This window comes from Mesorhizobium sp. M4A.F.Ca.ET.050.02.1.1 (genome assembly GCF_003997725.1).
Classification (GTDB): Bacteria; Pseudomonadota; Alphaproteobacteria; order Rhizobiales; family Rhizobiaceae; genus Mesorhizobium.
In genome coordinates, this window is the sequence record NZ_RZSG01001195.1 from 1 (window position 1) to 1,198 (window position 1,198).

At 65.0% G+C, this 1,198-nt stretch carries 1 protein-coding gene and 1 pseudogene; both read right to left on the minus strand.

Translation table 11 applies throughout. The features are described from left to right. A pseudogene (locus EOA33_RS41195) lies at positions 1–175 on the minus strand (MBL fold metallo-hydrolase); the annotation flags it as partial. Further along, positions 166–1,198: homogentisate 1,2-dioxygenase (gene hmgA, locus EOA33_RS36245; RefSeq protein ID WP_127407760.1), on the minus strand; the 1,033-nt coding region annotated here is incomplete at its 5' end. The pseudogene EOA33_RS41195 and the gene hmgA, both read right to left, overlap by 10 nt.

Genomic DNA, 1,198 nt, shown 5'->3' on the forward strand with positions numbered 1-1,198 from the left:
TCTTCAGGCTGAGCCCGGCATCGGTCAGCGCGCGGGTGACGCCCAGCCCGCAATCGACGACGATTGCGCGGCCGCCGATCTCGAGCAGCGAGGAACTTGGCCACGGCCCACCCGGCCGGATCGCCGGCCCCCCCTTGGCGCCGAGAAGAACGAGGCGGTCCAAATTCAAGACCAGTCGCCCTCGGGCGTGCCGTTGAATCGTTTTTTCAGCCCGGCCCAGCAGTCGATGTAATTGTCCTGCCTGGTTTCGACCTCGGCGGCGTAGCGGGTCAGCATCTGCGGGAATCGGGTCTCGAACATGAAGGCCATGGTGTTGTCGAGCTTGACCGGTTTCAGTTCCGTGCGCGAGGCCTTTTCGAAGCCAGTCGCGTCAGGCCCGTGGGCCAGCATCAAATTGTGCAGGCTGATGCCGCCGGGGACGAAGCCCTCCTCCTTGGCGTCGTACTGGCCGTGGATCAGGCCCATGAACTCGCTCATGATGTTGCGATGGTACCAGGGCGGGCGGAACGTATCCTCGGCCACCAGCCAGCGCGGCGGGAAGATGACGAAGTCGATGTTGGCGGTGCCTTCCTCGCCGCTCGGCGCCGTCAGCACGGTGAAGATCGACGGATCCGGGTGGTCGAACAGGATGGCGCCGACCGGCGAAAACGTCGCCAGATCATATTTGTAGGGTGCGTAGTTGCCGTGCCATGCGACGACGTCGAGCGGCGAATGGCCGATCTCTGTGACATGGAAGGAGCCGCACCATTTGACGATCAGCCGGCACTGCGTCTCCTTCTCCTCGAACCAGGCGCAGGGCGTCTTGAAGTCGCGCGGATTGGCGAGGCAATTGGCGCCGATCGGCCCGCGGTCGGGCATGGTCAGCTTGGCGCCGTAGTTCTCGCAGACATAGCCGCGCACCTCGGCATCGGCGAGCTCGACCTTGAAGACGAGGCCGCGCGGCAGCACGGCGATCTCGCCGGGCCTGAGCTCGATGACGCCCATCTCGGTGACGAAGCGCAAGGCGCCGACCTGCGGCACGACAAGCATCTCGGCGTCGGCGTTGAAGAAATGATCGTCGGTCATCGAGCGGTTGGCGACATAGACATGCGCCGCCATGCCCGACTGCCCCAGCACGTCGCCGGCCGTGGTGACGGTGCGCATGCCCTCAAGGAAATCGGTCGGCTCGCTCGGCATCGGCAACGGGTTCCAGCGATAC